We start from the raw sequence: 22,809 nt of genomic DNA, 5'->3' as shown, positions 1-22,809 counted from the left end.
ACGAGAGATCACTTTCGCTCGCGGAATCGCTGAACGGTCAACGTTACAGCGTATCGACCACCGAAGGCGCCAGGCGCATATAGCCTTCGGCGTATTCGATATCGCGCTTACTGGCGATACCGATATTGCGCTTGGCCTGCACGCCGCGCTGCTGGGCGACACGGGTGTAGTAGTGCCAGAGGTGTTCCTGACCGGCCATGCACTCGATCGCCCTGCGTTTTGTCTCCCAGACATCGGTGATATCCAGGAAGGTGTTGGGAATCCACTCGCACTGCTCTGTCTGATGCGGCTCGAAGGCGTAGACCGGCGGAGCGCCGATAATTTTCTGACCCGGGTTGTGACCCATGGCCTGGGCCGTGACCAGCGCTTCCTGTGCCAGGTGCATCGCCAGCGGGTGATCGAAATTGTATGGGTCCTTCACCGAGTGGCTGAGCACGAAAGAGGGCTGGAGCTCGCGGTAGATATCCACCATGCGGAACAGAATCTCGTCGTTCACGCGCATCGGGTAATCGCCGATATCCCAGAACTCCACCTCACCGCCGAGAATATCGGCGGCCTGTTGCGCCTCCTCCTGGCGGGCAGCCTTGACCCGTCCCAGTGTCATCCCTTGCTGTTTCCAGAGCTTGGCGGACTCGCCGCGCTCGCCGAACGATAAGCAAACGATCTTGACCCGCCAACCCTGTTTAACGTGTTTGGCGATGGCGCCGCCGGCACGCCAGACAAAGTCGGCGGAGTGGGCGCTTACCACCAGCGCGGTCTGCTGAATATCGCTCATAAACGTTCCTTATTTAGGTTTCGAAAAGCGGCAAAGGGAAACTCAAACCTGTTTAAGCGAAGCCGCGACGCGTGCTTAAAGGGCCTGTGGATCAGGCGGAGGCTTGCAGAGACTTCCCTCCAAAGAGGTGCTATTTCCGCATCCCGGGCGTTGAATATCCAATTGAATTTTATTGTTATAACATAACAAAATTAGAATGATGGGCTCTATTGCTTTGCGGCGGTAGAACCGAAGCCGCTAGCAAGGGCGCGCGTAAATAAAGAAGGGGCATGAAAAAAGCCCGCACTCCATAAGAGGCGGGCTTTCAAATGGGGACATCCCTGTAGGGTGCACATCCTGTGCGGCGTGTAAGTGTCCGTCTTACACGCCTTTAACTCTTAGCCTTCGGGGCTTAAGCCCCGATCACGCCGTTATCCTGGCGACGCACTACCATGATGGTAGAGCGCGGCTTGCTGTCGCCGCCTGCCGGGAAGTGGGAGGGAGCCAGTTCTTCGCCCGGGTGCTGAACGCCGATGAAGACCGAGCGCTGATCCGGTGAGAAGGCAAGGCCGGTGATCTCGCAGGCGATCGGGCCGGTGGCGAAGCGGCGGATCTCACCGCTCTGTGGGTCAGCGCAAAGCATCTGGTTGTTGCCCATGCCGGCAAACTCGCCCTCGTTGGAATACTTACCGTCGGTCTGAATCCAGAGTCGTCCAGAGTCATCAAAGCCAACACCGTCCGGGCTGTTGAACATGTTGTCTGCGTTGATGTTGTCGCTGCCTGCGTAGAGGCCTTCCTGTACCGTCGGGTTGCCGGCGATAGCGAACAGATCCCAGTCAAAGCGGGTGCCGGTGTGGTCACCACCGCGCGGCCACCAGCGAACGATCTGGCCGTAGTTGTTCTTGGCGCGAGGGTTCGGGCCGCCGACCGGCTGATTCATACCCTCGCCTCCGCGGTTTTTGTTGTTGGTCAGGGTGCAGAACACGGTAGTGCGGTTCGGGTGCACGGCGACCCATTCCGGACGGTCCATGGTGGTAGCGCCCACCTGAGTGGCTGCTTCGCGGGCGTAGATCACCACTTCCGCCTGGCTGTTGAAGCCGTTCTTGGCGGTCAGGCCGTTCTTGCCGTAAGTCAGCTCCAGCCACTCGCCATGGCCCTTGATTTCACCATCGGCAGCGCTGAATTTCGCCACGTACAGGGTGCCATCTTCGAGCAGGTCGCGGTTGGCCGCCATATTGTCCGGGTTGTAGGTGTTGCGGGAGACGAACTTGTAAAGATGCTCGCCACGCTCGTCATCACCGAGGTAAACCACAACGTGGCCGCTGTCATCGACAGTCACTGCGGCGTTTTCATGCTTGAAGCGACCCAGAGCGGTGCGCTTCTTCGGTGTGGAGGTCGGATCCATCGGGTCGATCTCTACCACCCAGCCATGACGGTTCGGCTCATTCGGGTTCTGCGACATATCGAAGCGCGAGTCGTGGGTAAACCACTGGTAGCTGCTCTTGTCCTTCAGGCCATAACGTTTCTGCTGTGCGTTGGGGGTGAAGCCTTCAGCAGACGCACCGAAGAAGCCGTTGAAGTTCTCCTCGCAGGTCAGGTAAGTGCCCCAGGGAGTCTGACCGTTAGCGCAGTTGTTGAAGGTACCCAGTACCTGGGTGCCGCTGCTGTCGGCAGCTGTTTTCACCAGGTCATGGCCGGCGGCCGGACCGGTCAGCTGCATCTCGGTGGTAGCGGTGATACGGCGGTTCAGCTTGGCGCCTTTCTCGACCTTCCACTGACCCTGATCGTTACGCTTGATTTCAAAGATGGAAATACCGACGGCGGCCTGGGCGTTCTTTACATCTTCGGCACTCAGCGCTTCCTTGCCCTGGTGAGAGAACAGATATTCGTAGTTGGTGTATTCGTTGTTCACCGCCAGCACGGCGTGATTGGCGCTCAGCGGGAAGAAGCTCATGCCATCGGTGTTATCACCGAACTGGCCGGCCTGGGCCGCGGCACTCTGTGAGCCCGATGCATCGAATTCAGGTGCGTCGGCCAGGATCGGATCGCCCCAGGATATCAGCGGTTCGGCAATGTACCCCTCAGGCACCACAAAGGTATCGGCCGTGCTGGCTGGTACCTGGGTAAAGCCCATCAGTTTGCTTTCGGTAACAGAGGCAACCGCTTGCGCCAGCGGCGATGCGGCCAGGAACAGGCCCATGGCGGTGGCGCTGCCCTTGAGAAAGCCACGACGGCTCAGTCCCTTCTGCACCATGCGGTCAAAGTCGCTGTGTTCCAGCTCGACGCGATCTTCGTCCTCAAGCATCTCATGGTGGCTCATGTTTAGTTCCTTCTGGTGTTACCTGAAAATTGGATCCGCAATAGATACCAGCCTTATGTGACATCAATAAGACATTGCCAGGGTAACGTCCGCCAGCTGACGAGCTGATCCTCTCTTATTCTGGGTCGGATAATTTATTCTTGGTTAAATTACTTTCCCTGCAGGGTTTCTATTATTTGGCCTTATACGTACATTGAGGTGACAGCAAACAGACAGTCCAGGAGGCTTGAATGACAGCTCGGCTCTTTATCGATGGTCAGTGGGTAGCGCCCGTCAGCGGCGAGACGTTTGATGTGATCGACCCCGGTAAAGGTAAACCCTTTGCCGAGGTGGCCCGGGCCGGTGCGGCGGATGTGGATCTGGCGGTCAAGGCAGCTCGCAGGGCCTTTGATGAAGGACCCTGGCCAAAGCTGAGCTTTGCCGAGCGTGGCGCCGTGCTGCGTAAAATGGCGGCGCTGATCAGTGATCGCATCGATGAACTGGCCGAGCTGGAGGTGCGCGATAACGGCAAGCCGCTACCGGAAGCGCGCTGGGATATCGAGGATGTGGTGGGCTGTTTTGAGTATTACGCCGACATGGCGGAGGGCTTTGCCTCTGAGCAAAGTCAGCCTGTGTCAGTCGGCGCCGATGACTTTACCTCCCGTGTACGCAAGGAACCCCTGGGTGTTGTGGGGGCTATCGTGCCCTGGAATTTCCCGATGCTGATGGCTGCCTGGAAAGTAGCGCCGGCACTGGCGGCCGGTTGCACGGTGGTGCTCAAGCCTTCGGAAGTGACGCCGATGACCGCGCTGGTCTATGGCGAAATAGCCGAAGCGGCAGGCCTGCCCGCCGGAGCACTGAATATCCTCACCGGTTTCGGCCCGGAAGTGGGCGCGCCGCTGAGCGAGCACCCGCTTGTGGATAAAGTGGCCTTTACCGGCTCGGTGCCCACCGGCAGCAAGATCATGCAGGCCGCGGCCCAGGATGTGAAAACCATCTCCCTCGAGCTCGGCGGCAAGTCGCCGTTTATCGTTTTTGCCGACAGTGACCTGGAAGCGGCGGTGGAGTGGATCATGTTCGGCATCTTCTGGAACCAGGGCGAAGTCTGCTCGGCGACCTCGCGGGTGCTGGTTGAGCGCGAGATGTATGAACCCCTGCTGGAACGGTTATCCGCAGAGTGCGCCAAGCTGAAGATCGGTTACGGCATGGATGAGGATGTGCTGTTAGGTGCCATCGTCAACGAGGCGCAGCATCGCAAGATTCTGGCGGCTATCGAATCGGGTAAGGAGAGCGGCGCGCGGCTGGTCTGCGGCGGTAAGGCTCCGGCGCACCTGTCCGAGGGCTATTACCTGGAAGCGACCATCTTTGCCGATGTACCCACGGATGCGTCGATTTGGAAGGAGGAGATCTTTGGGCCTGTGGTCTGTATCAACCCCTTTGATAGCGAAGCGGAAGCGCTGCGCGAAGCCAACGACAGTGAGTTCGGTCTGGGCGCAGCGGTGATGTCGAAAGATCTGGAACGCTGCGACCGGGTGGCCGAAGGGCTGCGCGCTGGTATCGTTTGGATCAACTGCTCACAGCCTACATTTATTGAGGTGCCCTGGGGCGGTTACAAGCGCTCAGGCATCGGCCGCGAGCTGGGTCGCTGGGGCTTCGAGGCGTACCTCGAAACCAAGCAGATCACCAGCTATCACGGCGGCCCCTGGGGCTGGTATATCAAGGGCTGATTTCAGATAACTTATTGGTGATCTGGAAATTGTTTAACCGGGTCTAGGTTTTCTAATTTCTAGCTGAGCGCACCCATCGTTCCCCTTTGGCGCAGCCGAGCATCGCAGGCTGAAAGAGAAATGAGGGGCCGGCTGTCTGAGGCGCAGCCGAGTTTCCGGCCCCGCTCTTTCAGACGAGAAGCACAGGGGAGTCGGCGCAGCCGACCAAGGCTTAGGGGCGGCTTGGGATTGTAAAGGTACTTGTCCGCACAAGTACCTTTACTCGCCTGCAGGCGAAACTGGCGCTAAAGAAGAGCACTAAACTGGATCGTGCCTCATTTGCTTAATGGTTACGCAGATGGCCTTTATTTGGCGAACAGCGATTCCATGTTCTTGAACGCCTTGATCTCGATGGCGTTGTCGGAGGGATCGAGGAAGAACATGGTGGCCTGTTCGCCCACTTCACCCTTGAAGCGGATATAGGGTTCGATCACGAATTTGGTGCCCACGGCCACCAAGCGGTCGGCCAGCGCCTGCCATTCATCCATCGGCAACACGATGCCGAAGTGCTTGGCGGGCACCTTATGATTATCCACATTGCTCAGCGCTTCGCAGCCGCACTCTTCAGGCGCCACATGGGCCACGATCTGGTGGCCGTAAAAGTTAAAGTCGCACCATTTACCCGGTGCGCTGCGGCCCTCGCTGCAGCCCAGCACCTCGCCATAAAATTGCCGCGCTTCCTCCAGATCCCGCACCGGAAATGCCAGATGAAAAGGGTGAATGGCCTGGCTCATCGCTGACTCCTTGTCGATATGAAATGTGCTCTCAGTGTAGCCCTCTCGGAGGATGGTTTCTCCGGTATTTATATCAGCGTTGTCTAATTTTTAATCACCAGACACTTGAACCCGGAAAAAACACCCTTATTTATTGTGGTAACAGAAACACCGGAGTCCTCCGGCGCAGATGGTTTCAGAAGGAGATTCTATGCGTCCCGATAAATTCACTTCCAAACTCCAGGAAGCCCTGGCCGATGCCCAGTCGCTGGCGATCGGCAAAGACCACAACATGATCGAACCCATCCACCTGTTGGCTGCCTTTCTTGAGCAGCGCGGTGGTTCCGTACGTCCGCTGCTGAAGCAGGCCGGTGCAGAAACCGGCGCGCTGGCGCGTAAGGTCGGTGAAGCGATCGATCGCCTGCCGGTGGTTTCCAGCCCCGATGGCGAGATCCGCCTGTCCCAGAACATGGCGCGCCTGTTTAACCTCACCGACAAGATGGCGCAGAAGCGCGGCGACCAGTTTGTCGCCAGCGAACTGGTGCTGCTGGCGATGCTGGAAGACAAGGGCGACGCCAGCAAGGTACTGAAAGAGGCAGGGGTGACCCGCGAGTCGCTGCAGGCCGCCATCGAGAATGTGCGCGGCGGTGAAGCGGTGATGGATGCTAACGCCGAGGAGACCCGTCAGGCGCTGGATAAGTACTGCATCGATATGACCGAGCGTGCTGAGTCCGGCAAGCTCGACCCGGTGATCGGCCGTGACGAAGAGATCCGCCGCACCATCCAGGTACTGCAGCGCCGTACCAAGAACAACCCGGTGTTAATTGGTGAACCCGGTGTGGGTAAAACCGCCATCGTCGAAGGGCTGGCGCAGCGTATCGTCAACGGTGAGGTGCCGGAAGGCCTGAAACACAAACGCGTGCTGGCGCTGGATATGGGCTCGCTGATCGCGGGCGCCAAGTTCCGTGGTGAGTTCGAAGAGCGCCTCAAAGGCGTGCTGAACGAACTGTCGAAGCAGGAAGGCCAGATCATCCTGTTTATCGACGAGCTGCACACCATGGTTGGCGCCGGTAAAGGCGAGGGCGCCATGGATGCGGGCAACATGCTCAAGCCTGCGCTGGCGCGTGGCGAGCTGCACTGCGTCGGCGCCACTACCCTGGATGAGTACCGCCAGTACGTGGAAAAAGACGCGGCTCTTGAGCGCCGTTTCCAGAAGGTGATTGTCGATGAGCCGTCCGAGGAGGACACCATCGCTATCCTGCGTGGCCTGAAAGAGCGCTACGAAGTGCACCACGCGGTGACCATTACCGACCCGGCGATCATCGCGGCGGCCAAACTGAGCCAGCGCTATATCACTGACCGTCAGTTGCCGGACAAGGCGATCGACCTGATTGACGAAGCCGCTTCCCGCATCCGTATGGAGATGGACTCCAAGCCGGAAGAGATGGACCGTCTCGACCGTCGCCTGATCCAGCTGAAGATGGAGCGCGAAGCGCTGAAGAAAGAGAAGGATGAGGCTTCGCGCAAACGTCTTGGTGAGCTGGAAACGAATATCGGCGAGCTGGAAAAAGAGTACTCCGACTTCGAAGAGATCTGGAAAGCCGAGAAGGCTACCCTGCAGGGCGCAGCCCAGGTAAAAGAGCAGCTCGACCAGGCCCGTGTCGAGATGGAGCAGGCGCGTCGTGCCGGTGACCTCGGCAAGATGTCTGAGCTGCAGTACGGCAAGATCCCTGAGCTGGAAAAGCAGCTCGAGGCCGCCGACAGTGCAGAGCATGAACAGGCCGAAACCACGCTGCTGCGTAACAAGGTGACCGAAGAGGAGGTGGCCGAGGTCGTCTCCCGCTGGACCGGTATTCCTGTGGCGAAGATGCTCGAAGGCGAGCGCGAAAAGCTGCTGCGTATGGAAGATGCGCTGCACCAGCGCGTGGTCGGTCAGGAGGAAGCGATCACCGCGGTTTCCAACGCGGTACGCCGCTCCCGCGCAGGTCTTGCCGACCCGAACCGTCCGAACGGCTCCTTCCTGTTCCTCGGCCCCACCGGTGTGGGTAAAACCGAGCTATGCAAGGCGTTGGCGAGCTTCCTGTTCGATACGGAAGAGGCGATGGTGCGTATCGATATGTCCGAGTTCATGGAGAAACACTCCGTGGCTCGACTGATCGGTGCACCTCCGGGCTATGTCGGTTACGAAGAGGGCGGTTACCTGACCGAAGCGGTGCGTCGCAAGCCGTACTCTGTGCTGCTGCTCGATGAGGTGGAAAAGGCGCATCCGGATGTGTTCAACATCCTGCTGCAGGTGCTTGAAGATGGCCGCCTGACCGATGGCCAGGGCCGTACCGTGGACTTCCGCAACACTATCGTCGTCATGACCTCCAACCTGGGTTCGGATCTGATCCAGAACTTCACCGAGGATGATGATTACAGCCTGATGAAGAGCGCTGTGATGGAAGCGGTGGGTACTCACTTCCGTCCGGAAGTGATCAACCGTATCGACGAGGTGGTGGTTTTCCACAGCCTGCGCAAGAGCCAGGTGGCCGGTATCGCCAACATCCAGCTGGAGCGCCTGCGCAAACGTCTGGCCGAACGCGATCTGACCCTGAGCCTGACCAGCACCGCGCTGGACAAGCTGGTCGAGGTCGGGTTCGAGCCGATCTACGGTGCGCGTCCGCTCAAGCGTGCGATCCAGCAGTGGATCGAAAACCCGCTGGCGCAGAAGATCCTCTCCGGCGATTACGCGCCGGGCGACGAGGTGGGTGTGGATGTGGAAGCCGGAGAGTTCGTGTTCCGCTAGTAGGAGCGACGCCCCCGTCGCGATCACCCGCCGGGGTTTTAAATCACCCTCGTGCCGGGTTCAATCGGTGCGGGGGCGCACCTCCTACCGGGTGCCGTTCCAAGCGTAGGAGCGGCGCCCTCGCCGCGATTGCCCACCCAATCTAGAACAACTTACCCAGCATCCCTTTCGCCATATCGCCCATGGCCAGAGCGCCATCTTCGCTATTGCTGTCGATCAGTTCTGGAATTGTCTCAGCCAGGCCTTCGGCGGCGGTTTCCTGCCCCAGGCCCAGTTTGCTGGCAAAGGCGGCTACCTGATCGCTGCCCAGCAGTTCCAGAATGGTGGCGGGGGAGATAGCGGCGTTATCGCCACTGCCGAGCCAGGTGCTGGCCAGGCTGGCCAGTCCCGCGCCGTTTTCGGTGAACAGGGAGATCAGTGCGCCCAGATCGAGTTCGCCGCCCTGGGTTGGGAGCAGGTTTTGCAGTGCGGAGGCGACGCTGCTCTGGTCAAGGTCGTTACCGTTGCCGCCGAGCTTGTTGATAAACAGCTGGGCCGCCATATTAAGCAGGCTCATGACAGATCCTCGGATTTAAACGAATTTACGAGCCGGACTGGCTCGAAAAGAAAAGGCCCGGGGTGCGAACACTGCGGGCCTGTTTTCGGACGCTTGCTCAGAGCTTTGCCAGCTCGCCATCAAAGTAGCTGGCCGCTGCATCGGTAAAGTCGAAGGCGCCACGGATATATTTCAGCGTGGCCATCTCTGTTTCGGTTACCCCCTGGCCATCACTGGCCGACTTCAGCAGGTCTGCCGCTTCGTCCTTGGAAATCTTGCCTTCACCGCGACCGGTGGTGTGGGCTGTGGCCAGATCAAGCAGCTCTTTTTCGTATTTGTTACCGTCAATGGTTACGTAAGCCATCGTTTAGTCCCTTTATGAGTAGGTCAAAGATGTCATGCAAAAAAGGTGTGAGATCCGGTGCGCTCTCTGCGGCACCTCTTTGACTTTAGACCAGCCTGATCAAAGCGGCGTTACGCAGCTGCAAAAAAGTTGAAATCTGCGTACCGGGCGGCAGTTGCCGGGCGCTTGCGGCGTGACAAGCGCCCACAACTCGGACAGTATTGGCTTGCCACTCTCTGGGTGGGTTCCTCAGTCACAGACTCTGTCGGGGAACACAGACATGGGCGCTCAAGGAGATAAAAATGAGTGAGCTTTACTCCGCAAATCCGGTGATGTTCAAGAACAATCCGCTCGGGTTTATCCTTTCTATCCTGTTAATTCCGGCGTTCGGTATCGGCATTATCATTCTGTTGTATTGGTATCTGCAGACCAAGGCATCCAAACTCTCCGTCACCGAGCACGATATCCTCTATGAGAAAGGCCTGCTGAGTAAGGAGAGGTCTGAGGTCGGCATCACCGGTGTACGCACGGTTACCGTGAGACAGTCATTCTTCAACCGAATTTTCGGTGTCGGTGCCATCGATATTTATACTGCCGGCGATGATCCGGAGATCTCCGTGAAAGGCCTGCCCGACCCGAACCGGGTGCGCGAGCTGATCAAGACGCGTCAGAACGGCGGGTAAGCGGCATGGTTGGTGAAAGCGACAACAAGGACAAGAACGAGTCCCGCAAGATCGCGATTATTCTGATCTCGCTGGTGCTGCTGGTGGGCGTGGCGATAGCGCTGATGTTGCCGGCGTTGGGTGAGATTATCGCGGTGCATTTTGAACCTGGCCTCGGGCTGAAAAGCGCCGCAGTGATCGCCTTCTTTGTTACCGTGGCGACGCTGCTGGTGTTTGCTATCGCCTCCGGCGACGGTCTGCTGGGCGAGCTTCAGTTTATGCTGGCCGGATTCTTTGTGTTCTTCCTGATCTTCTGGCTGATGATCGCCTGGATCTTTTAAGCTACACCGCGCAAGTATCTGAAAAAGCGACCCCGGTAACGGCGGTCGCTTTTTTATCGTCTGACTTCACTGTTGGCGTTGAGCAACTGTTTAACCCGGCAACTGGCGCAATCCTGGGTTAGGAACCATGCTTGAGCAGGCCTGCCGGCGGGTTGTCTGCACCGGTATAGAAGAAAAATAAGAGGGTTCTCCAATGATACGTTCTGGTTTACCCGCTCCCGGCCTGGTGCCGGTGGCTATCGCGCTTACGGCTATTCTCGCCGGCTGTTCCACCTCGCCTAAAGATGCACAGATGAGCGGTACCTTTGAAGGGCCGCCGGTGGCGATTGGGCAAGGCCAAGCCTGGACCTTCGTCACCCTGGATGAGCAGGGTGCGGCCCGTACTTTGGGTATACGCTTCAGCGAAGAAACCCTTACAGGATTACCCACCGAATTATCGGAACACGGTGCCTGGGAGTATGACCTGGAGCTGCCGGCCGAGGCCGCGGCGCTTGGCTACGATCATGTGATGCTGGACTGGAATCCGCACGGGCACATCCCTCCGGGGGTATACGACACTCCACACTTTGATTTCCATTTCTACGCCATCGATCACGCGGCGCGTAAAGAGATTACACTGGACGCCGCCAGCCTGGAGATGGCCCGCAAGGCCCCGGAAGAAGGCTACATGCCCGCAGGATACGCGCTGCCGCCAGGCACCGAAGTACCGAACATGGGGGCTCACGCCATCGATCCGGCCAGCGGCGAGTTTAACGGAGAACCCTTTACCACCACCTTTATCTACGGCTTCTACGACGGCAAGGTGATTTTCATGGAGCCGATGATGACGCTGGATTACCTGAAATCCCGGCCAGACATGTCAATGCCGGTGAAGCAGCCGCAGGCCTATCATAAGGATTTTGCCTATCCCACCAGCTACGGTGTGCACTTCGATGCGATGGCGAAGCGCTATGAAGTGACGCTGGATGGGTTGGCCCGCTATTAGGTGTTAACGGGCCGAAACGAAAAAACCGCTGCCCAGGCAGCGGTTTTTTTGTGGTCGGTCAGCGGGCTCAGGCCGCGGCGACCTTTTTACCCAGCAGGTTGCCGATAACGCCGCCGCTGACCATGAAGATCAGGAAGATCCAGCCGGACAGCGAGAAGTTGGCGATCGGGGTGTACAGCGCACCCACGTTGCAACCGTTGGCGAAACGGGTGCCCAGGCCCATGCACAGGCCGGCGATGATCAGCATCGCGCCCTCTTTCCAGCCAAGCCCCAGGCGGGAGATACCCTTGCCGAAACGGCCCGCCAGCAGCAGCGCGATAATGGCGCCGGCCATGATGCCCAGGTTCTGCACATTCACCGGATGGCTGAAGAAGGGCATGGTGAACACCTGCTCCGGGCGGTGGGTGAAGGCGGCGATGCTGGCCGGCTCCATACCGAAGGCGATCAGCATACGGCCGAACCAGAAGCCGAACGGCGAGGACGCACCCCAACCGGAGCCGGTAACACCCATCAACAGGCTGAACAGCACCACGATGATGGCGATGCCGGTGGTCATCGACCAGCGGCGGATAAACAGCGCCTCGTAGGTTTCGCGGCTGAAAAAGCGGTGTTCAGCCAGGTTGATCGGTTTGCTTTCAAGCTGCTCATGCTCGGAGGAGACGCCGATATAGGTGTCGTTGTTCCGGCGTTTGTGCTCATAGCGGTGTGCCAGCCAGGCGACAATACCGGCAAAGGCGGCGGTCAGCAGGATCGCGCCGAAGTAGCCGTTAAGCGGGTCGTTGGCGAACAGGTCCGGCAGAAATACGCCGCGGCCTTCGTAGGTAGCGCTGGAGATCCAGGTCTCACGAATCCAGGGTGCCTGCGCCTGCAGCGGGAAGCCGAGAAAGACACCACCGCCAAAGCTGAGCAGCACCAGCGCCGGGCGGATCAGGTTGCTGGAGAAGTAGGTCAGCACACCGGTAGCGCAGCAACCGGCGAACGACATGCCAAAGCCGAACAGCAGACCGCCGAGAATCAGGCCTGCGTTGATCGGGTTGACCCAGAGGTTCAGCTGCGTCGGGTCCTGATTGTAGAGAAAGGCGGTGGTGGCGATGGCTGAAGCGGTGAACAGCAGCATCAGGCCACGCATCAGACGGGTGGAGCCGGCGCGGTAGGCGCGGTTCACACTGCCGGCAAAGCCCAGTGATGCGCGGCTGAGCGCATAGCCAAGACCCATGCCGACGAGCAGGCGGAAAAAGATAGCTGAGTCGAGCAGAGTGCCGCCCAGCGTTACAACGACGAGAAGCAGCACGAAGCCGCTCAAATGTTCCTTGGGTTTGATCATGGGACTCTTCTTACAACGTTGAAAGTCCTGCAGCGTCCAACGCGGACATGCACAGAACAAGCGGGATGTTTACGGCGAATATTTATCAGAAGTCGGATGCGGGGTTTTTATTTCCGACTATTTTATTTGGGTATTATTTTAATGGCCTGAGATTTTAAAACAATAGCTCTGAAATAACGATTGATTATATGTAAATTCGATGCTTATCAGAGACGTTATATCCGTGGGCAAGTCGAAGGGTTGGCCTGGGGCTGGGTTGGCTGTAGCTGTAGAGGACAAAGCCGCATCGAAGCTCATCAACGCTGAGATGGCTTCGATGCCCTTCAATGCTCACCCGCGATGTGCCAGCATCCATCGCGTTGCGAAGGTACCCACCACAAACGCTGCAAACACCGTCAGAATATCGCTGTTGGCGAAGCTCAGTGAGGTGATCATCGGGCCCGGACAGTAACCAGCGATGCCCCAGCCGACACCGAAGATGATGCCGCCAAAGACGATGCGTTTATCGATCTGAACCTTCTTCGGCAGCTGGAAATATTCCGCCAGCAGCGGCTTGCTGCGTTTCAGTATCAGCGGTGTCAGCAGCGCATTGACCGCCAATCCTCCGCCCATCACGAAAGCCAGAGACGGATCCCAGGTGCCGAACAGGTCAAGGAAGTTCAGCACCTTGGCCGGGTCGATCATCTGTGCCACGGAGAGGCCGAAACCAAACAGGGTGCCGGCGGCCAGTGCCGCCAGCAGGCGAAGTGTGCTGTTCATGCGCTGATTCCCAGCAGGTGACGAACGATAAATACAGTAACCAGCGCGCTGCCCATAAAGCAGAGAGTGGCCACCAGGGAGCGGGGGCTGCGTCTTGCCAGGCCACAGATGCCGTGGCCGCTGGTACAGCCGGTACCGATCTGGGTGCCGATACCCACCAGCAGGCCCGCCAGCACCAGCATCGGCTTACTTACCATCGCCTGAATCTGCTCGACGCCAGCGCCTATGCCGAGCCACTGATAGATAAAACCGCCGAGAACCAGGCCGATAACGAACAAAACGCGCCAGTTGATATCGCTGCTCTGCTCCGGATAGATGATGCCGCCGGCAATCCCCGATATACCGGCGATATTTCCCCTGGCAAGCAGCAGAAAGGCGGCCGAAAGCCCAATCAGTGCACCACCGATCAGCGCGGGCACTGGCGTGAAATTGACGATTTCCATGAGTCTGGTAGACCTTTTATGAGGGATGGAACGCTTGGGACGATTATCGTTATCTGGCGCCTTAAACGCAAAGGTCTTAATTAGTTATATCTTAATTAATATATGTTATTTAATTTTTATATCTAGTTGATCTAATATGCGCAGCCCTTAACCAATTTTTGATTAAAAAGAGCCATCATGACTGCTACAACCCGTACCGCCCTTACTCTCGCACTGGCCGCTTTCCCGCTGGCAGCCCAGGCTACCAACGGCTATTTCATGCATGGCAGCAGCGTAAAGGCTCAGGGTATGGCAGGCGTCAGCTTTGCGCTGGCACACGACAGCATCAAGGCAGCCAGCAACCCGGCGTCGCTGATTGCTCTGGGCAGTCAGTATGATCTGGGTGTGACCTACTTCAAGCCGAAGCGCAGCGCCGATATCAGCGGCAATGATATGGGCGGCGGTTACAGCCTGGATGGCCATTACGATGGCAACGGCGAGCGTGACTTCTGGATGCCGGAAGGCGGTTTCGCCCGCATGCATTCCGACCGGCTGGCCTACGGCCTGGCGGTATACGCCAACGGCGGCATGAATACCTCCTATGAGGTTGCACCGATGGTGTTTGGCTCTGGCGAAGCGGGTGTGGATCTGTCTCAGGCATTTCTGACCGGCTCGCTGGCTTACAAAGTGAGCGAACGACATAGCCTCGGCGTTGGCGTTACCTACGTCTACCAGCGCTTTGAAGCGAAAGGTATTCAGAACTTTGCCGCCATGAGCAGCGATGGCGATGCGGTCAGCAACAAGGGTGAAGACAGCAGCAACGGCTGGGGTCTGAAGCTCGGCTGGCAGGGGCAGGTCACCGATACGCTGACCCTGGGCGCAAGCTGGTCATCGCGCATCAATACCGATTCCTTCAACAAGTATCGTGGCCTGTTCGCTGAGCAGGGCGGTTTCGACGTGCCGGAAAATTACGGTGTTGGCTTTGCCTGGCAGATCAATCCGCAGTGGACCCTGGCCGGTGACTGGGAGCGGATCGAATACAGCGATGTGCACTCTGTGGGTAACTCTTTCTCGATGCTTGCCCCGCTGGGTGCAGATAATGCTGCTGGCTTCGGCTGGGACGATATCGATGTCTACAAACTGGGCGTGATCTATGCCGCCAGCGACCGCCTGACCCTGCGTGCCGGCGTCAGCCATGCGGATCAGCCGGTCCCGTCGAGCCAGACCTTTATGAACATTCTGGCGCCGGGCGTGATCCAGGATCACGTCAGTCTGGGCGCAACCTGGGAGCTTAGCCCGGAACAGAGCATTTCTGTTTCTTACACCCGTGCGCTGGAAGAGAAGGTGAAGGGTAACAACTCTATCCCTGCCAGCTTTGGGGGTGGTGAAGCCGACCTGGAGATGAGCCAGGATATCGTTGGCGTCGCTTGGCAGTACCGGTACTAAGTCCTGATCAGCTAGAGCCGTTCCGACAAAGGCCCCGCCGGATAATCCTGCGGGGCCTTTTTGATACGGGGTTTTGAATGACTGTGGTGCAGACCTCCTACGCGGACACCAGTCTCAGCAGCGTAATCTCCGACGGCGCCCCAAAGCGCTTCGGCGGGCCCCAGTAACCGGTGCCGCGGCTGGTATAGATAAGCAGGTCGTTGAGGCGGTCCAGCCCCGCAATAAACGGCTGCTGCATAGGTACGAACAGGTTCCAGGGCCAGAACTGGCCGCCGTGAGTGTGTCCCGATATCTGCAGGTGGAAACCTGCCTTTTCCGCCTCATGCGCCGAGCGCGGCTGGTGGGCCAGCAGGATTCTGTGGCTGGCATGTTCCGGCGCGCCGGCCAGCGCCGCGTGCGGATCGCTGCGATGAGTGGGATCGAAACGCGCGGCACTGAAGTCAGTGACGCCAGCCACCAGCAGCGTGGCGCCCTGATGCTCCAGGGTTACATGTTCGTTAAGCAGTACGCTAAGGCCGAGGCGGCGGAACTCTTCGGTCCACTGATGCACGCCTGAATAGTATTCATGGTTGCCGGTGACCAGGTAGCTGCCGTAGCGCGCTTTCAGGCCCGCCAGCGGCTGGGTATGGGCGCCAAGACGCTCCACATCGCCATCCACCACATCGCCGGTAACGGCGATCAGGTCCGGGTTCAGGCCGTTGACCCGGTTAACCACCGCTTCCAGAAAGCCCCGCTTGAGGGTGTGTCCGATATGGATATCGCTGATCTGCGCGATGGTGAAGCCCTGCAGCGCAGTCGGCAGGTTCTTCAGCGGCACATCCACATGAACCACCCTGGCCAGGCGGCGGGCGTTAACCAAACCGATCAGGCTGGTCAGTGACCCGAGCGTAACCACGGCAAGAGCGGAGTAGAACGATATCTCAGGCGTCAGCAGAGAGAATATCCACAGCCCACCCAGCACCAAGTCACGCAGCAGCGTCAGCACCAGCAGGGAGGAGAACAGTCCCATCATCAGGTAGCCGGCCCAGGCGATCCGGTCGTGAATGCGGTCCACAAACACCGCCAGCGGCATCAGTGTGCAGGAGAGGACAAGGCCCAAGGCGACCAGTATTGAGCTGGCGATACCCAACTCCAGGCCAGTGCAGAGCCGCCAGCCGATATAGGCGTGCAGCAGGGCAAGAATGGAAAGAACACGGAAACGGGATCTCAAGGATTATCCTCTGTGCGGTGATTTCAGCCTGAAATTATAAAGAGCTGTTGGCCGGATGGAGCTTCTATCTGCGGGAAATATGTATTCCTGATCTACTTTTCTTGTTTTTAACGTCCGTGACTTAACCGTGTATTAAACAGTATCGACCGGTTTTCCTTTAGCGGGGCCAAGACGGCGGTGGTCAAAATCTGGATAATACCGCCTTTCAACGCCAGCCCCGCTGCTATCCACCCAATCACCACCCAATCCGGTACATCACCCATGGAAATCAAGGTCAACTTTCTCGACAACCTCCGGCTTGAAGCCAAGTTTGATGACTTCACCGTGATCGCCGACCAGCCGATTCGCTACAAGGGCGATGGTTCGGCACCGGGTCCGTTCGACTACTTCCTGGCGTCATCGGCGCTGTGCGCGGCGTACTTCGTTAAGCTGTACTGCAACGCGCGGGATATCCCGACGGAGAATATCCGCCTGTCGCAGAACAACATCGTCGATCCGAACGACCGCTATAACCAGATCTTCAAGATCCAGGTGGAGCTGCCGGAAGATATCTCCGACAAGGATCGCCAGGGGATTCTGCGCTCCATCGAGCGGTGTACGGTGAAAAAGGTGGTGCAGACCGGTCCTGAGTTCCAGATCGAGGTGGTGGAAAACCTGGATGAAGACGCCCAGGCGCTGCTGATGGGCGAGAGCGACGGCGATTCCGCCACCTGGATTGAGGGCAAGGACCTGCCGCTGGAGCAGACCATCGCCAATATGACCGGCATCCTGGCGGACCTGGGGATGAAGATCGAGATCGCTTCCTGGCGCAATATTGTGCCCCATGTCTGGTCGCTGCATATTCGCGATGCCGCGTCGCCCATGTGCTTTACCAACGGCAAGGGTGCCACCAAGGAGAGTGCGCTCTGCTCGGCGCTGGGTGAATTTATCGAGCGCCTGAGCTGCAACTTCTTCTATAACGACCAGTTCTTCGGGGAAGAGATCGCCAACGCCGAGTTTGTGCACTACCCGAACGAGAAGTGGTTCCAGCCAGGCCCTGAAGACGAACTGCCGGCAGAGATCCTCGACGAGCACTGCCTGGAGATCTACAACCCGGAAGGCGAGCTGTTCGGCTCTAACCTGATCGATACCAACTCCGGCCGTATCGATCGTGGTATCTGCTCGCTGCCGTTCGTGCGTCACTCCGATGGTGAAACGGTGTACTTCCCGTCAAACCTGATCGAGAACCTGTTTCTCAGTAACGGTATGAGCGCCGGTAACACCCTGTATGAAGCCGAGGTGCAGTGCCTGTCGGAGATCTTCGAGCGGGCAGTGAAGCGCGAAATCCTGGAGCAGGAACTGGCGTTGCCGGACGTACCTGCCGAGGTGCTCGCCAAGTACCCGGGTATCGTCGAAGGGATCGAAGCGCTGGAGGCCCAGGGCTTCCCGGTGCTCGTGAAGGACGCCTCCCTGGGCGGCCAGTTCCCGGTGGCCTGTGTCACCCTGATGAACCCGCGTACCGGCGGTGTGTTTGCCTCCTTTGGCGCGCATCCGAGCTTCCATGTGGCGCTGGAGCGCAGCCTCACCGAGCTGCTGCAGGGTCGCAGTTTTGAAGGCCTAAACGATGTGCCGCCGCCCACATTCAACTCCATGGCGGTGACCGAGCCGAACAACTTCGTCGAGCATTTTATCGATTCCACCGGTGTGGTCTCCTGGCGCTTCTTCAGCGCCAAGTCCGATTTCGAGTTCTGTGAGTGGGACTTCAGCGGTGATAACGAACATGAAACCGCCACACTCTACGGCATTCTCGAGTCCCTCGGTAAGGAGGCCTATGTGGCTCATTTTGAAGAGCTGGGCGCGCCGGCCTGCCGTATCCTGGTGCCTGGTTTCTCCGAGGTGTACCCGGTGGAAGACCTGGTCTGGGATAACACCAACAAGGCGCTGGATTACCGTGAGGATATCCTCAATCTGCACCGCCTCGACGACGATGCCCTGGCCGACCTGGTAGAGCGTCTCGAAGAGAGCCAGCAGGATAACTACACCGATATCAAAACCCTGATCGGTATCGAGTTCGACGAGAATACGAACTGGGGACAGCTTACTATTCTCGAGTTGAAGCTGCTGATCAGCCTGGCGCTGCAGCGCCATGACGAAGCGCTGGAGCTGGTCGAAGCCTTCCTGCAGTACAACGACAACACCGTGGATCGCGGCCTGTTCTACCAGGCGGTCAACGCGGTGCTGGAGATCGTGCTGGATGACGAGCTGGAGCTGGACGACTTCCTGCCCAACCTCAGCCGTATGTTCGGTGAAGAGCGCATGGCCGCGGTGGTTGGCTCCGTCTCCGGTGAAGTCCGTTTCCACGGTCTCGAGCCCACCAGCATGAAGCTGGAAGGACTGGACCGACACCTGCGCCTGATCGAAAGCTACAAGAAGCTGCACGCGGCGCGTGCGGCCCGGGCGGCGGCTAACGGGTAACATTTACAGGAGACGCACTTCCCGCCGATTGAACCGGGCATAGCGGTTAATTCAGCCCGCAGTGGTTGATCGCGACGGGGGCGTCGCTCCTACTTGAAATGAGCTTGGTAGGTGGCGCGTCTCGTCGATTGAACCTGGCACAGCGTCATTCAAATCGCTCCGCTCAAAGAAAAAGGCCCACCTCCTGAGGAGATGGGCCTTCTTTATATCTGCCGCTGGCGGGAGCTCAGCAGCCGTTTTTTCGCATAGCCGTATCAGCCGGTAATTTTGCGCTCTGCACGCCACTGGGCCAGGGCTTTGCTGGCGTTCTGAGTCAGCGGCAAGTCCAGGGCGGCGATCAGTTCGCCACGGTTGGTACCCATGTCTTCGAGGATAGCGTTGTCCAGGTCGAGCAGCTTCACCAGGGAACGGCGATACTTCCACTCTTCAAAGCGCTGGATCAGCGACTGCTGCCACTGAGGGCGCTGTTTTTCGGCTTTGCTTTCCTGGTTGAATGGGTGCTGCAAACTACGTGCATTGACGTTCAGGTCATATACGGACATTAGAGGGGCCTCTGATCTATTTTGTGGCGATATTTTATGTTTATCGCTCGTTATGCAGCTTAAATGACTGCTTAGTAAATCTATATGCGGTGGATGATCCTGGTTTTGCTCGTCAATATCAAAGTATAAAAAATATACGTTTGATGAAGTTTTATTCACCTATCCTGACCATTTGGTTAACAGGACTTGATCCGGCACGAGAATAAGCGGTTTATGTTGCAGTGAGAGTGATTCGTGAGTCTCGATTGAAGTCAGTGAAGTTCACTGCATGGAGGTTGAAATGAAGAAAGTTGTTCTGATAACTGGCGGCGGAAGAGGGATCGGTGCGGCGACGGCGAGGCTACTGGCCAGCCGGGGCTACGCGGTCTGCATCAATTACCGCCAGCGTGCGGACTCTGCGGCTGAAGTGGTGGCTGCTATCGAGGCGGCCGGCGGTGAGGCTCTAGCACTGCAGGCGGATGTGTCTGATGAGACGCAGGTTATCTCTCTCTTCGATGAGACCGAACGCAGGCTGGGGCCGGTTACGCACCTGGTGAATAACGCCGGTGCGCTGTCCACCCAGTCTCGCCTGGCTGATATCGATCTTGAGCGCTTTAACCGTGTGATGGCGGCCAACGCGACCAGCTGTTTTCTCTGCTGTCGCGAGGCGGCGCGGCGGATGTCGGCGGGCGGCGCCATCGTTAACCTGTCATCCGTGGCTGCCCAGCTGGGTGCGCCGTTTGAATACGTGGATTATGCCGCGGCCAAGGGCGCGGTGAACTCACTGACCAAGGGGTTGGCGAAGGAGTTGGCTGCTGAGGGAATCCGCGTCAATGCGGTCAGCCCGGGGCTGATCTATACCGATATCCACGCCGATGGTGGCGAACCGGGCAGGGTCGACCGACTCGGACCGACCCTGCCGATGCAGCGCGGCGGTACGGCAGAAGAGGTGGCCAACGCCATTGCCTGGTTGCTATCGGATGAGGCCTCCTATGTGACAGGAACGATCCTCGATGTAGCCGGCGGGCGCTGAGGCCTTATCAGCCCAGTTCCAGTCGGTTTCTGCCGTTTGTTTTTGCCTGGTAAAGCGCATCGTCGGCGCGTTTGATCAGGTTCTCCTGGGAATCGCCGCTCTCGTATTGGGTGATACCGAAGCTGGCGGTGAATGGCGGCAGGTTTTTCTCCTCAAGCTGTTCGAAGATCTGGCGCAGCTCTTCCGCGACCACAGCGGCCTGCTGCTTGCTATGGTTGCGGAACAGTAGCGCGAACTCCTCGCCGCCAAGCCGAAAGATCAGGTCACTGCTTCTGACGTTTTCACGAATCAGTTCCACGGTGCGAACCAGTACCCGGTCACCGACATCATGGCCCCAGCGGTCGTTGATGCCTTTGAAGTTGTCCAGGTCGAGTATCAAGAGACTCAGCGGCATTCCGCGATTGGCCAGCCGGATCTCCTGGGCCAGGGTTTCATCCCACTTGTGACGGTTTAAGGCGCCGGTGAGTTTGTCGGTGGTGGCCAGTTGCAGCAGCTGCTTTTCCACCTCGCTGCGGTTTTTCATTTCACTGGTGAAGCTGTCCAGCACACCATCGATATTGGCCGCCAGGCGAGCAAGCTCATCATCTCCAGCGGCAGGCTCCAGGGATATTTCCGTGGCGGAGCTTCCCTGCAGAGAATGATTGAGGCGGTCCACCTTACGCTGTATTTCACCCATATGGCGGCGAAAACTGACGATCAGATAGAGGGTAATGTAGATACCGATCACAAAGGCTGAAGTACCCAGCGCGGTATCGACCAGTAAAAAACGCTGTTCATGCCCCTCGGTGATATCGGCGACCTCTTCGGTTAACTGCTCGATCTGGTTAAGCAGGGTTTCTGTCGCCAGGTCCATCTGTTCGGCCGCTGTCTCGAACTCTTCGCCGTTCTGTTCATCCAGCGGCAGCGCCAGGGTCTGGGCGATGCGGGCATGCAGAATCTCGTGGCTGCGTGCGTAGGCCTCCAGGTGATTCAGCAGTTCTTTATGCGCCTGTATACCATCCAGAATCTCGTGGGTTTTAAGTGCGTTGCTGGCCACCGTTACCGCCTGTTCCAGCAGTGTTTGCACCAGTTGTGAGTGCTCGTTCAACTGCAGGCTCAGGTTTTTCTGACCTGAAGAGTCGGACGCTGTGGTGCTGCTAGCCAGGCGGATGCGCTCAAGCAGAATATGCTGCTCCAGCTGTTTGAGTTCGAATTCGGAAGCGAGCTGGGTCAGAGGGATATCGATTTCTGCCAGTTCGCGCATCTCACGGCTGATGGTGTTCAGCTGCACAACCGAATAGAGGATTACGATCAGTATAAAGCTGAGCAATATGGTCGACAGGCCGCCGATTTTTCGGGTAAACGAGGCGCTGAGCCAGGAAAGAAGCGAGTTGGACATTAGAGTTCCTTGGGTGAGGCCTGGGCAATATAGCAGAGTCGTTTATCAAAAACGGTCCCAGTAGGGCTGATCGCCGAAGTAGCCATCCATATAGTCGATGAAGCTGCGCACCTTGCTGGCCATCAACTGACGATGTGCATACACCGCGTACAGTCCCATCGGCTCGGGTTCATGCTCCGGCAGTACCAGCTTGAGTTTGCCCTCTGCGATGGCGGGACCGGTGATAAAGGTGGGCTGAATGGCGATGCCGCCGCCCTGGAGTGCGGCCTGGACCAGCACATCGCCGTTGTTGCAGACGATCTCATTGGCCGGGTTGATCCCCGTTTCCTTAAGCCAGCGGTGCATCGGCAGGGTCGCGTCGTTTTCAACGTAGCTGTAGCGGAGGTAGTGGTGTTCCTGCAGATCTTCCAGCCGGGTGGGAGTGCCGAAACGATCCAGGTAATCGGGGGAGGCGACGGCGACAATCCGCACCGGGGCGATGCGTTTGGCGATCAGCGATGAGCTGCGTAGATGACCGATACGCAGGGCGATATCAAAGCCCTCTTCGACAATGTCGACCTTGCGGTCATTCAGCTGCAGGTCGATGCTCACTGCGGGATGCTGGCGCTGGAACTCACATAGCATTGGCGCCAGGTGGTGGGCCGCAAAGGAGACCGGTGCGCTGATCCGGAGCCGCCCCTGGGCGCTCTCCTGCATATCTCCTAACTGGCTTTCCACCGCTTCTATCTCATCGAGTATCTGCTGGGCTCCCTGCCAGTAGCGCGAGCCCGCCTCGGTGAGATGGACCCTGCGTGTCGTGCGGTTCAGCAGGCGGGTGCCCAGGTGCTGCTCCAGCTGGGACACATATTTGCTGACCAGCTGTGGCGACATCTCCAGCCGCTCGGCGGCCCGGGTGAAGCTACCCTCGGTGGCGACAGTGGTGAACGCACGCATCGCATCGATACGGTCCATACAGCTCTCCTGTTACAGGCGAATCAGTTTATTAACAATGCTGCGTTTATAATATACCAATAACTACTGTCTTATTAGGCGAACATGACGATAGTAGACTAGCCTCATAACTTGAAGCACAGGGC

Annotated in this window: 20 protein-coding genes; 8 read left to right on the top strand and 12 right to left on the bottom strand. The window is 58.2% G+C overall.

The window, feature by feature from the left end:
- Positions 1-43: 43 nt before the first annotated feature.
- Together C4S72_RS24175 and C4S72_RS24170 are read right to left on the bottom strand one after the other, a co-directional pair.
- Entirely contained in the window at positions 44-775 is a 732-nt protein-coding gene (locus C4S72_RS24175; protein ID WP_104005779.1) for a PIG-L deacetylase family protein, read from the bottom strand.
- 391 nt (positions 776-1,166) lie between these two features.
- On the bottom strand, positions 1,167-3,074 hold the full coding sequence (locus tag C4S72_RS24170) for a PhoX family protein (protein WP_104005778.1): 1,908 nt from the start codon (positions 3,072-3,074) through the stop codon (positions 1,167-1,169).
- Between the two features lie 230 nt (positions 3,075-3,304).
- Here C4S72_RS24170 and C4S72_RS24165 point away from each other — a divergent pair, with 230 nt between their 5' ends.
- Positions 3,305-4,780 (top strand): aldehyde dehydrogenase family protein, encoded by a 1,476-nt coding sequence (locus C4S72_RS24165; protein ID WP_104005777.1) that lies wholly within the window; start codon positions 3,305-3,307, stop codon positions 4,778-4,780.
- Positions 4,781-5,124: 344 nt separating this feature from the next.
- Here the strand turns inward: C4S72_RS24165 and C4S72_RS24160 are convergent, their stop codons facing one another.
- A complete protein-coding gene (locus C4S72_RS24160; protein WP_104005776.1) occupies positions 5,125-5,553 on the bottom strand; it encodes a VOC family protein in 429 nt (142 codons plus the stop codon).
- Positions 5,554-5,743: 190 nt separating this feature from the next.
- Between C4S72_RS24160 and clpB the strand changes: the two genes are divergently transcribed.
- A complete protein-coding gene (gene clpB, locus C4S72_RS24155; protein ID WP_104005775.1) occupies positions 5,744-8,320 on the top strand; it encodes an ATP-dependent chaperone ClpB in 2,577 nt (858 codons plus the stop codon).
- Positions 8,321-8,462: 142 nt separating this feature from the next.
- On the opposite strand, the gene C4S72_RS24150 is transcribed toward clpB, so the two are convergent.
- Positions 8,463-8,876 carry a YidB family protein gene (locus tag C4S72_RS24150; RefSeq protein WP_104005774.1) on the bottom strand — a complete coding sequence of 138 codons (414 nt, stop codon included), beginning with the start codon at positions 8,874-8,876 and terminating at the stop codon, positions 8,463-8,465.
- Positions 8,877-8,973: 97 nt separating this feature from the next.
- The gene (locus C4S72_RS24145; protein ID WP_104005773.1) at positions 8,974-9,219 is read right to left on the bottom strand and encodes a hypothetical protein; all 246 of its coding nucleotides are present in this window, start codon (positions 9,217-9,219) and stop codon (positions 8,974-8,976) included.
- Positions 9,220-9,500: 281 nt separating this feature from the next.
- Here C4S72_RS24145 and C4S72_RS24140 point away from each other — a divergent pair, with 281 nt between their 5' ends.
- From C4S72_RS24140 to C4S72_RS24130, 3 genes are all read left to right on the top strand, one after another.
- Positions 9,501-9,881, top strand: a complete 381-nt coding sequence (locus tag C4S72_RS24140; protein WP_104005772.1) for a PH domain-containing protein — start codon at positions 9,501-9,503, stop codon at positions 9,879-9,881.
- Positions 9,882-9,886: 5 nt separating this feature from the next.
- Complete coding sequence (locus C4S72_RS24135) at positions 9,887-10,201, top strand: hypothetical protein (RefSeq protein ID WP_104005771.1); 315 nt, start codon at positions 9,887-9,889, stop codon at positions 10,199-10,201.
- A 193-nt stretch (positions 10,202-10,394) separates the two neighbouring features.
- Entirely contained in the window at positions 10,395-11,186 is a 792-nt protein-coding gene (locus C4S72_RS24130) for a DUF5602 domain-containing protein (RefSeq protein WP_104005770.1), read from the top strand.
- A 67-nt stretch (positions 11,187-11,253) separates the two neighbouring features.
- Here C4S72_RS24130 and C4S72_RS24125 read toward each other — a convergent pair whose 3' ends face one another.
- From C4S72_RS24125 to C4S72_RS24115, 3 genes are all read right to left on the bottom strand, one after another.
- The gene (locus tag C4S72_RS24125; RefSeq protein WP_235009255.1) at positions 11,254-12,510 is read right to left on the bottom strand and encodes a YeeE/YedE family protein; all 1,257 of its coding nucleotides are present in this window, start codon (positions 12,508-12,510) and stop codon (positions 11,254-11,256) included.
- A 330-nt stretch (positions 12,511-12,840) separates the two neighbouring features.
- Complete coding sequence (locus tag C4S72_RS24120; protein WP_104005769.1) at positions 12,841-13,269, bottom strand: DUF6691 family protein; 429 nt, start codon at positions 13,267-13,269, stop codon at positions 12,841-12,843.
- A complete protein-coding gene (locus C4S72_RS24115) occupies positions 13,266-13,739 on the bottom strand; it encodes a YeeE/YedE family protein (protein WP_268807743.1) in 474 nt (157 codons plus the stop codon). Before C4S72_RS24115 ends, C4S72_RS24120 begins: the two co-directional genes overlap by 4 nt.
- A gap of 150 nt (positions 13,740-13,889) precedes the next feature.
- On the opposite strand from C4S72_RS24115, the gene C4S72_RS24110 reads away from it, so the two are divergent.
- Positions 13,890-15,137, top strand: a complete 1,248-nt coding sequence (locus tag C4S72_RS24110) for an OmpP1/FadL family transporter (RefSeq protein ID WP_104005767.1) — start codon at positions 13,890-13,892, stop codon at positions 15,135-15,137.
- 97 nt (positions 15,138-15,234) lie between these two features.
- Here C4S72_RS24110 and C4S72_RS24105 read toward each other — a convergent pair whose 3' ends face one another.
- Positions 15,235-16,347 carry a metallophosphoesterase gene (locus tag C4S72_RS24105; RefSeq protein ID WP_104005766.1) on the bottom strand — a complete coding sequence of 371 codons (1,113 nt, stop codon included), beginning with the start codon at positions 16,345-16,347 and terminating at the stop codon, positions 15,235-15,237.
- A 261-nt stretch (positions 16,348-16,608) separates the two neighbouring features.
- Between C4S72_RS24105 and C4S72_RS24100 the strand changes: the two genes are divergently transcribed.
- Positions 16,609-18,801 (top strand): OsmC domain/YcaO domain-containing protein, encoded by a 2,193-nt coding sequence (locus C4S72_RS24100; protein WP_104005765.1) that lies wholly within the window; start codon positions 16,609-16,611, stop codon positions 18,799-18,801.
- A gap of 254 nt (positions 18,802-19,055) precedes the next feature.
- Here the strand turns inward: C4S72_RS24100 and C4S72_RS24095 are convergent, their stop codons facing one another.
- A complete protein-coding gene (locus tag C4S72_RS24095; RefSeq protein ID WP_104005764.1) occupies positions 19,056-19,343 on the bottom strand; it encodes a hypothetical protein in 288 nt (95 codons plus the stop codon).
- Between the two features lie 280 nt (positions 19,344-19,623).
- Between C4S72_RS24095 and C4S72_RS24090 the strand changes: the two genes are divergently transcribed.
- A complete protein-coding gene (locus C4S72_RS24090) occupies positions 19,624-20,355 on the top strand; it encodes a glucose 1-dehydrogenase (protein WP_104005763.1) in 732 nt (243 codons plus the stop codon).
- 7 nt (positions 20,356-20,362) lie between these two features.
- Here the strand turns inward: C4S72_RS24090 and C4S72_RS24085 are convergent, their stop codons facing one another.
- Together C4S72_RS24085 and C4S72_RS24080 are read right to left on the bottom strand one after the other, a co-directional pair.
- Complete coding sequence (locus C4S72_RS24085; protein ID WP_104005762.1) at positions 20,363-21,733, bottom strand: GGDEF domain-containing protein; 1,371 nt, start codon at positions 21,731-21,733, stop codon at positions 20,363-20,365.
- Positions 21,734-21,778: 45 nt separating this feature from the next.
- The gene (locus tag C4S72_RS24080) at positions 21,779-22,684 is read right to left on the bottom strand and encodes a LysR family transcriptional regulator (RefSeq protein WP_104005761.1); all 906 of its coding nucleotides are present in this window, start codon (positions 22,682-22,684) and stop codon (positions 21,779-21,781) included.
- Positions 22,685-22,809: the final 125 nt, after the last annotated feature.

Origin of the sequence: Marinobacterium lutimaris, assembly GCF_900108065.1 — a bacterium.
GTDB lineage: Bacteria > Pseudomonadota > Gammaproteobacteria > Pseudomonadales > Balneatricaceae > Marinobacterium_D > Marinobacterium_D lutimaris.
Note: the sequence above shows the minus strand (reverse complement) of the source record. Positions and strands in the feature narration are given on the sequence as shown.

Coding starts and splice junctions, on each gene's coding strand:
- C4S72_RS24095 (WP_104005764.1), bottom strand. CDS start 19,343: ATGTCCGTATATGACCTGAACGTCAATGCACGTAGTTTGCAGCACCCA.
- C4S72_RS24100 (WP_104005765.1), top strand. CDS start 16,609: ATGGAAATCAAGGTCAACTTTCTCGACAACCTCCGGCTTGAAGCCAAG.
- C4S72_RS24145 (WP_104005773.1), bottom strand. CDS start 9,219: ATGGCTTACGTAACCATTGACGGTAACAAATACGAAAAAGAGCTGCTT.
- clpB (WP_104005775.1), top strand. CDS start 5,744: ATGCGTCCCGATAAATTCACTTCCAAACTCCAGGAAGCCCTGGCCGAT.
- C4S72_RS24160 (WP_104005776.1), bottom strand. CDS start 5,553: ATGAGCCAGGCCATTCACCCTTTTCATCTGGCATTTCCGGTGCGGGAT.
- C4S72_RS24170 (WP_104005778.1), bottom strand. CDS start 3,074: ATGAGCCACCATGAGATGCTTGAGGACGAAGATCGCGTCGAGCTGGAA.
- C4S72_RS24080 (WP_104005761.1), bottom strand. CDS start 22,684: ATGGACCGTATCGATGCGATGCGTGCGTTCACCACTGTCGCCACCGAG.
- C4S72_RS24125 (WP_235009255.1), bottom strand. CDS start 12,510: ATGATCAAACCCAAGGAACATTTGAGCGGCTTCGTGCTGCTTCTCGTC.
- C4S72_RS24085 (WP_104005762.1), bottom strand. CDS start 21,733: ATGTCCAACTCGCTTCTTTCCTGGCTCAGCGCCTCGTTTACCCGAAAA.
- C4S72_RS24135 (WP_104005771.1), top strand. CDS start 9,887: ATGGTTGGTGAAAGCGACAACAAGGACAAGAACGAGTCCCGCAAGATC.
- C4S72_RS24150 (WP_104005774.1), bottom strand. CDS start 8,876: ATGAGCCTGCTTAATATGGCGGCCCAGCTGTTTATCAACAAGCTCGGC.
- C4S72_RS24130 (WP_104005770.1), top strand. CDS start 10,395: ATGATACGTTCTGGTTTACCCGCTCCCGGCCTGGTGCCGGTGGCTATC.
- C4S72_RS24165 (WP_104005777.1), top strand. CDS start 3,305: ATGACAGCTCGGCTCTTTATCGATGGTCAGTGGGTAGCGCCCGTCAGC.
- C4S72_RS24090 (WP_104005763.1), top strand. CDS start 19,624: ATGAAGAAAGTTGTTCTGATAACTGGCGGCGGAAGAGGGATCGGTGCG.
- C4S72_RS24120 (WP_104005769.1), bottom strand. CDS start 13,269: ATGAACAGCACACTTCGCCTGCTGGCGGCACTGGCCGCCGGCACCCTG.
- C4S72_RS24175 (WP_104005779.1), bottom strand. CDS start 775: ATGAGCGATATTCAGCAGACCGCGCTGGTGGTAAGCGCCCACTCCGCC.
- C4S72_RS24110 (WP_104005767.1), top strand. CDS start 13,890: ATGACTGCTACAACCCGTACCGCCCTTACTCTCGCACTGGCCGCTTTC.
- C4S72_RS24140 (WP_104005772.1), top strand. CDS start 9,501: ATGAGTGAGCTTTACTCCGCAAATCCGGTGATGTTCAAGAACAATCCG.